General features: G+C 36.8%; 7 protein-coding genes and 1 pseudogene. 4 read left to right on the plus strand and 4 right to left on the minus strand.

Translation table 11 applies throughout. The annotated features are described in order from the left end of the window. Both msr(E) (FTU16_RS16015) and FTU16_RS16020 read left to right on the plus strand, forming a co-directional pair. Positions 1 to 1,073, plus strand: a 1,073-nt coding sequence (gene msr(E) / locus FTU16_RS16015; protein ID WP_180114983.1) for an ABC-F type ribosomal protection protein Msr(E), incomplete at its 5' end; no start/stop codon positions are given. Between the two features lie 55 nt (positions 1,074 to 1,128). Continuing rightward, complete coding sequence (locus FTU16_RS16020; RefSeq protein WP_000155092.1) at positions 1,129 to 2,013, plus strand: Mph(E) family macrolide 2'-phosphotransferase; 885 nt, start codon at positions 1,129 to 1,131, stop codon at positions 2,011 to 2,013. Between the two features lie 429 nt (positions 2,014 to 2,442). Here the strand turns inward: FTU16_RS16020 and FTU16_RS16025 are convergent, their stop codons facing one another. Together FTU16_RS16025 and mobQ are read right to left on the minus strand one after the other, a co-directional pair. Next, positions 2,443 to 2,952, minus strand: coding sequence for a hypothetical protein (locus tag FTU16_RS16025; protein ID WP_136144375.1), 510 nt, complete (start codon positions 2,950 to 2,952; stop codon positions 2,443 to 2,445). Further along, complete coding sequence (gene mobQ / locus FTU16_RS16030; RefSeq protein ID WP_159516850.1) at positions 2,949 to 3,920, minus strand: MobQ family relaxase; 972 nt, start codon at positions 3,918 to 3,920, stop codon at positions 2,949 to 2,951. Before mobQ ends, FTU16_RS16025 begins: the two co-directional genes overlap by 4 nt. Positions 3,921 to 4,129: 209 nt before the next feature. Here mobQ and FTU16_RS16035 point away from each other — a divergent pair, with 209 nt between their 5' ends. Beyond that, positions 4,130 to 4,414 (plus strand): hypothetical protein, encoded by a 285-nt coding sequence (locus FTU16_RS16035; protein WP_004856445.1) that lies wholly within the window; start codon positions 4,130 to 4,132, stop codon positions 4,412 to 4,414. Here FTU16_RS16035 and FTU16_RS16040 read toward each other — a convergent pair. Both FTU16_RS16040 and repM read right to left on the minus strand, forming a co-directional pair. After that, entirely contained in the window at positions 4,411 to 4,707 is a 297-nt protein-coding gene (locus FTU16_RS16040) for a hypothetical protein (RefSeq protein WP_004856442.1), read from the minus strand. The genes FTU16_RS16035 and FTU16_RS16040 overlap by 4 nt on opposite strands. After that, positions 4,704 to 5,627 (minus strand): replication initiation protein RepM, encoded by a 924-nt coding sequence (repM, locus tag FTU16_RS16045; protein WP_004856439.1) that lies wholly within the window; start codon positions 5,625 to 5,627, stop codon positions 4,704 to 4,706. Before repM ends, FTU16_RS16040 begins: the two co-directional genes overlap by 4 nt. 1,122 nt (positions 5,628 to 6,749) lie before the next feature. On the opposite strand from repM, the pseudogene msr(E) (FTU16_RS16050) reads away from it, so the two are divergent. Next, positions 6,750 to 7,279: pseudogene (gene msr(E) / locus FTU16_RS16050) on the plus strand (ABC-F type ribosomal protection protein Msr(E)); the annotation flags it as partial.

A 7,279-nucleotide genomic window follows, 5' to 3' on the forward strand; every position in this document is an offset into this window, starting at 1 on the left:
TAGATCTACTTATTGGTCAACTTAAAGCATTTGATGGAGCATTACTTGTTATCAGTCATGACCGATATTTTCTTGATATGGTTGTAGACAAGATATGGGAGTTAAAAGACGGTAAAATTACGGAATATTGGGGTGGTTACTCGGATTACTTGCGTCAAAAAGAAGAAGAGCGACAACACCAAGCCGTAGAATATGAGCTGATGATGAAGGAACGGGAGCGATTAGAATCTGCTGTGCAAGAAAAACGCCAGCAAGCTAATCGATTAGACAATAAGAAAAAAGGAGAAAAATCCAAAAACTCTACCGAAAGTGCTGGACGACTTGGGCATGCAAAAATGACTGGCACCAAGCAAAGAAAACTGTATCAGGCAGCTAAGAGTATGGAAAAGCGTTTGGCTGCATTAGAAGATATTCAAGCACCAGAGCATTTGCGTTCTATTCGTTTTCGTCAAAGTTCAGCCCTAGAACTGCACAATAAGTTCCCGATTACGGCAGATGGTCTGAGCTTAAAATTTGGTAGCCGTACTATCTTTGATGACGCTAACTTTATAATACCGCTTGGCGCTAAAGTCGCTATAACTGGATCGAATGGAACAGGGAAAACGTCCTTGTTAAAAATGATATCAGAACGTGCTGATGGATTAACCATATCTCCAAAAGCTGAAATTGGCTACTTTACACAAACAGGATATAAATTTAACACGCATAAATCTGTGCTCTCCTTTATGCAGGAAGAGTGCGAGTACACAGTTGCGGAAATTCGTGCAGTATTGGCTTCAATGGGGATCGGAGCGAATGATATTCAAAAAAACTTATCCGACTTATCGGGAGGTGAAATCATCAAACTGCTTTTATCCAAAATGCTTTTAGGAAAATATAATATTTTGCTTATGGATGAACCAGGAAACTATCTTGACCTAAAAAGTATTGCCGCATTAGAAACAATGATGAAGTCCTATGCAGGAACTATTATCTTCGTATCTCATGACAAGCAATTGGTCGATAATATTGCTGACATTATCTACGAGATCAAAGACCACAAAATCATCAAGACTTTTGAGAGAGATTGTTAATGATAGCCAATCTAATCCGAACATTAATTATTGAACTCTTTAAAGGAAATTAAAAATGACAATTCAAGATATTCAATCACTTGCTGAAGCACACGGCTTGTTGCTTACGGACAAAATGAATTTCAATGAAATGGGCATTGATTTTAAGGTCGTTTTTGCTCTTGATACAAAGGGGCAACAATGGTTGCTGCGTATTCCTCGTCGTGATGGCATGAGGGAACAAATCAAGAAAGAAAAACGCATTTTAGAATTGGTAAAAAAACATCTTTCTGTAGAGGTTCCTGATTGGAGAATTTCATCTACAGAATTAGTGGCTTATCCCATACTTAAAGATAATCCTGTTTTAAATTTGGATGCTGAAACCTATGAAATAATTTGGAATATGGACAAAGATAGCCCGAAATACATAACATCTTTGGCAAAAACCTTATTTGAAATCCATAGTATTCCTGAAAAAGAAGTTCGGGAAAATGATTTGAAAATTATGAAACCTTCAGATTTAAGACCTGAAATAGCAAACAATTTGCAGTTAGTAAAATCTGAAATTGGTATAAGTGAGCAATTGGAAACCCGCTACAGAAAATGGTTGGATAATGATGTTCTATGGGCAGATTTCACCCAATTTATACATGGCGATTTATATGCTGGGCATGTACTAGCTTCAAAGGATGGAGCTGTTTCAGGCGTTATTGATTGGTCAACAGCCCATATAGATGACCCAGCGATTGATTTTGCTGGGCATGTAACTTTGTTTGGAGAAGAAAGCCTCAAAACTCTAATCATCGAGTATGAAAAACTAGGGGGTAAAGTTTGGAATAAACTATATGAACAGACTTTAGAAAGAGCAGCGGCCTCTCCTTTGATGTATGGTTTATTTGCCTTAGAAACTCAAAATGAAAGCCTTATCGTTGGAGCAAAAGCTCAGTTGGGAGTTATATAATTTAAAAATATGATTGCTGAGAACTGCCTTGTTTTGAAACTTGGTTGGCTTTAATTAGTTTTTAGTATTCTTTATAGAAAATGCCTCGATCAAGGGGCATTTCTAACAATCATTTAACATAAAATTTCATATACGAAATTCGGGTGTTAGAACCCATTCAAAGTGTACTCATCAGTACACTTTGAAATTTTGATATAAAAAATTTAACATAAAATCTCATATACGAAATTCGGGTGTTAGAACCCATTCAAAGTGTACTCATCAGTACACTTTGAAATTTTGATATAAAAAATTTAACATAAAATCTCTTATACGAAATTTCAGCTCGATGCTTTGAAACATGGCTTTAGCCATGTTTCAAAGTCGGGCAACTTTGCGCTTGCTGTAATCTGATCAGTAATGAGAAAAACCAAGCAAAGTACCGATCATCTAGTATTTTTTAGGGTCGATCTGACACCAGTCATAGGTTTTTTCTTTGACGTTATTTGGTTGGAATGAGTAACACGGCTTTTTCGTCATGATTCTGACGAGTGTTTCTCCATCATCAACTTTGATTTGAAGTGCATATTGTTCTAATGCTTTCTTATCTGCTCTGCGCTGTTGAATTTCATCAAGGCTTGGAACATACAAAAATATAGCCAAAAGCAATACGAGAACCAAAGCCACAAAAGTACTGGCAAAAAACAGGATAAATTTTGCATTTAGTTTAGCTGTAACTTGGTTTAAATGCTGAATACTGTTGTTCAATGCGCCTGTATGCTTCTTATTTGCGTTTTCTAGCGACTTTTCAGCCTTATTGAGCACTCCGCTAGCCACTTCGTTGTAAAACGTCTCTAATCGCTTGTTATCGTCTGCTATGGCTTCTCTGTATTCCTTCATAGATGCCAATAGAATATATAACTGATCGTCTAGGTCTAAATCATCATTTTGGTTACTCATCGTGACCATCCATCATTATCTAAATCTCGTGATGCCTTACGATTTGCTTGTTCGGCTCGTTGTTTATCTAATTCTTGCTGTCGCTTCATTTCCGCTTGGCGTTCCAGTTCTAGGCGTTTGCTTTCTTGGTTCTTCTGCCATTGCTCAAAACCTTGATCGACACGGTTTAAACCACGCTGTAAAACGCTCTCTTTCTGCTGTTTCTGTTGGTCAAGTTGTTGGGTATTCTGCTGTTTGACGTTGTCATTGAAACGGCTAATTTCAGTGTCTATGCCTTGTCTGCGTAATTGAGTGACTTTGGTGCCTTCATGGATGGTGGCTTGTAGTCCGTTGTTCTGATCGGCATAGCTGCGGTGATCTATTTTTTCTCGGTAGCCTGCACGTTCCAATGCTTTATTGGCTAACTCTGCCCATGTTTCTCTAATTTGCTTAATGTCTTCTTGGGTTGTCCCCATACCAAGGCTTTTTCGTTTGGCGTTGCTGAGTTCAATATCGGTTTTGGTGGTCAGAGTGAGTTTTTTGTCTGCGTCCAATTCGGCTTTTCGGGTTGTGAGCATGATATGGGCGTGATGGTTTTTATCATTACCGCCTTTACTCGGTTCATGGATGGCTAAATCTGCGATTACGTCATAGCGATCAACTAAGGACCTGGCAAAGTCTTTTGCCAAGTCCTTACGTTGATCAGCGTCTAATTCATCAGGCAGGGCAATCACCCATTCTCTAGCGGTTCGGGCATCTTTGCGGTTCTCGGTTTTTTCTGCCAAGTTCCAAAGTTCGCCACGGTCAATTTCAATATCTAAATTAGAGATAATTTCAGAATGGGCGACACCGTCTTTTCTCGTAAAGTCATGGGTCAGCCCTGTGCGTTCATCTTCTAGTTTTTCACCTGCACGATAAGCACTTGATGCAACCGCAGTTCGTCCTGAACTTCGGTTAACTGTTTTAGTTGAACAATGATAGATTGCCATGCAGTCGCCTTGAGATGCTTTTGCTTTTAAAAAATTGCGTAGCAGTTTTTTGGGGTTAAGGGGATACCCCTTACGCAAACTTTGACTTGGATGAAATCCAAGTCGTAAGTGCGCATTTCATGAAAAACACGATAGCATATAGCCCGCTTGAATTTCAATTCATAGGGTTTTATGCTTGAGTGGTTTTCTATATCCCGAAATTAACCGTTATGACAAAATCTGCTGAAAATATCGAAAAGAAAATTGAAGCCCAATTAGAAAAGTTGAAACAGTTAAAAGCTCAAAAACAGGCTATTGATGCAAGAGAAAAAACCAAGCAAAAGGAACAAGAAAGAAAGGACGATACAAGACGTAAAATTTTGCTCGGTTCTTACTTAATTAAAAAGATGCAATCTAATGAAGCCAATAAAGAAAAAATACTCGCTGAACTCAACGAATATTTAACAGAAAATAGAGATAGACAGCTTTTTGATTTGCCCGATATTGAAGCCTAATTTTTCTTAGCTGTTTGGTTGTTCTGTTCGGCTTGATACTCGGGAATGAGCGTATTTAAAACCTTTTGAATATTGTCTTTGTCCTCTATCTGCAAATTATCTCGATAGTAAATTAAGTCCTGTATTTTGCTTTCCATCTGCATTTTTTTGGTGGGTTCTGCATTTTTGGATATTCGAGATAATAGGAAGATATAACCGCATATATTTTCCCTCGCAATTTCATAATTTACGATGTCGAGGTATTCAACGGTCACATGTTTTAGATCAGTTGATAGGTTGTTTAATTTAATCATGGCTGAAATCCTGATTTTTCTAATATTGGATAAAGCTCTCTGAATTTTTCAGGCTCTAAAAGCATATCTGCTATACGGATAGCAAATTGTTGGTAGCTTTCTGTACCTTGTGAATATTTCCCCATTTCAGGCATTTCTGACATTTTATTGGCAAATAAATGGCGTTGTGCATCGGTCATTTTGACAAAAAAGTCAGGTGTGTTTGGGTCACGCTTAGAATCTAATTTTTTCGGCTGTGATTTTTGCTTAAACTTAAATGAAAAACCAATAATTGAACGACCACGTTTGTGTTGTTCATACTCTGCTTTTATATCTGTGTACTCATTAATTTGATCAATGGCAAGGTGTAAAACTTTTTCTTTAAATTGCCCCATTCTCTTGTATTCGTTGGGTTCTATGCCTAATTTTAATCTTAGCTCTTCTAGCTCTACCATAGTCACTTTGCCTGTACTACGCCATGCGATAAGCAACTCATACAAGCGTATAGCGTAAACACTAGTTAAACTGCTGACTTGCTCTAGTTCATAACTGGTGAAGTGTTTTTCTAAATTTGTAATCAACGGTACAACATCATCAGAAAACTTAATACGAACAAGAGCTTCATTTTCTACATAAGATATTCGTTGTACCCATCGACTTATTACATTCTCAATGTTGCCCTTTTGAGTCAGCTTTTGATAGCTAAATCTACGATCAAATAGGCTTTTGCAAGCATCTTTAAGAACTTTATAGGCTGTATTTCTATGAACATTGAAATGGTTGATATAGCTTTCAGCATGAATCGTCAAATCTTTATCATTGGGTGTATTTGATTGCCTAGCTTCAAGTATGGCTAACAGTATTAAACGTTGTTCTGATAGGTCTAAATTATAACTGGCATTTATTAGTGCATTATCTTTAACGACTAGTTCCTTTTTCATAAGCACACATGTTTTTTAAATATATAAGTACACTCTATTTTATTGAGTGTCACTTTGCAAGATAAAGGTGTACTTATTGCAAGATAAAGGTGTACTTATTGCAAGATAAAGGTGTACTTATTGCAAGATAAAGGTGTACTTATTGCTATTTTTATTCTTATATATCAATTAATTGTAGAGGCTAAAAATTAAAAAATTAAAAAATATTAAAAAGAGGGGAGTGCTTAAAACTGCCCTATGTACTCGCTAAAGCTCGTACTCTATTGAAGCTCGTTCCTCGCTTCATGGGGCAGTTTTTGGTTAATCCTGTTTATGAAATCTAAAAGCAAAAGCATTGGTAATGTATTCGCTTCGCTCATACTTTTTGAAAAGCAAAAGCTCCAAAGTTCGCACCCATTCGGGATGCTCTGTAACTACCGTTTAAAATCGAAAGGGAGCTTGTAATCAGAGAAAAAGCGAGGTCGAAATTTTGATGATGCTCAATCGCTCGTAGACACTCGCTCGGTTCTTATTATCTAGGTTTTAATTATTTACTGGAGCTAATCAAAGTTGTGAAACATTGATGAAATATTAGTCGTGGAACGTGAAGAATCATAAAAAAAGCCCGAGCATGACGTTTCGGGCTATTAAGTATTGACTATAACATTGAAAGATAATGAAAATATCTAAGCATTTCGGATAAGGTGTATTATGTTAATTTTAGAAAATCTTCACTACTATTATTTTAAAATAAGCCTTATATCCAAGCATAAAACAAGGTTGTCTAGACTTCTTTTAACAGTAAAGTTATCATAAAACTGAATTTTATTTTTTAGGTAAGTTTATGCATTCTATCCGCATTCGTTAAGACACAACTATTTGCATAGTGACACTATTTTATAATGGTGGGCTTTTGTTGTGTCTTTAAGAATATATGCGGATATATAAAGTAAAAGTATGCTTAATTTATAAGTATGCTTTTAGTGCATAGTTTCCAGTTATAACTTAATTGACTAGCTATTTGTCCACCCTGTGGATGAATAGCTTTTTTTTTGGGAGGACACTGTGATGCTAGCTTTTGTTTTCACCTAAATCCTGTTTGCTGCATAAAAAATTTCAAGAGCTAAACAGGAGTAAATAAAAATGAGTTTAATTATTAAAGCGAGAAACATACGCTTGGATTATGCTGGGCGTGATGTTTTGGATATTGATGAATTGGAAATTCACTCTTATGACCGTATTGGTCTTGTGGGTGATAACGGAGCAGGAAAGAGTAGTTTACTCAAAGTACTTAATGGCGAAATTGTTTTAGCCGAAGCGACATTACAGCGTTTTGGTGATTTTGCACATATCAGCCAACTGGGCGGAATCGAAATAGAAACGGTCGAAGACCGGGCAATGTTATCTCGCCTTGGTGTTTCCAATGTACAAAACGACACAATGAGTGGCGGAGAGGAAACTCGTGCAAAAATTGCTGCCGCATTTTCCCAACAAGTACATGGCATTCTAGCGGATGAACCAACCAGCCACCTTGATCTCAATGGAATAGATCTACTTATTGGTCAACTTAAAGCATTTGATGGAGCATTACTTGTTATCAGTCATGACCGATATTTTCTTGATATGGTTGTAGACAAGATATGGGAGTTAAAAGACGGTAAAATTACGGAATA

This window comes from Acinetobacter sp. YH12069 (assembly GCF_013419675.1).
GTDB classification, from domain to species: Bacteria; Pseudomonadota; Gammaproteobacteria; order Pseudomonadales; family Moraxellaceae; genus Acinetobacter; species Acinetobacter amyesii.

Bases quoted from the DNA above. Each gene is read 5' to 3' on its own strand.
- FTU16_RS16020 (WP_000155092.1), top strand. From the start codon at position 1,129: ATGACAATTCAAGATATTCAATCACTTGCTGAAGCACACGGCTTGTTG.
- FTU16_RS16025 (WP_136144375.1), bottom strand. From the start codon at position 2,952: ATGAGTAACCAAAATGATGATTTAGACCTAGACGATCAGTTATATATT.
- mobQ (WP_159516850.1), bottom strand. From the start codon at position 3,920: ATGGCAATCTATCATTGTTCAACTAAAACAGTTAACCGAAGTTCAGGA.
- FTU16_RS16035 (WP_004856445.1), top strand. From the start codon at position 4,130: ATGACAAAATCTGCTGAAAATATCGAAAAGAAAATTGAAGCCCAATTA.
- FTU16_RS16040 (WP_004856442.1), bottom strand. From the start codon at position 4,707: ATGATTAAATTAAACAACCTATCAACTGATCTAAAACATGTGACCGTT.
- repM (WP_004856439.1), bottom strand. From the start codon at position 5,627: ATGAAAAAGGAACTAGTCGTTAAAGATAATGCACTAATAAATGCCAGT.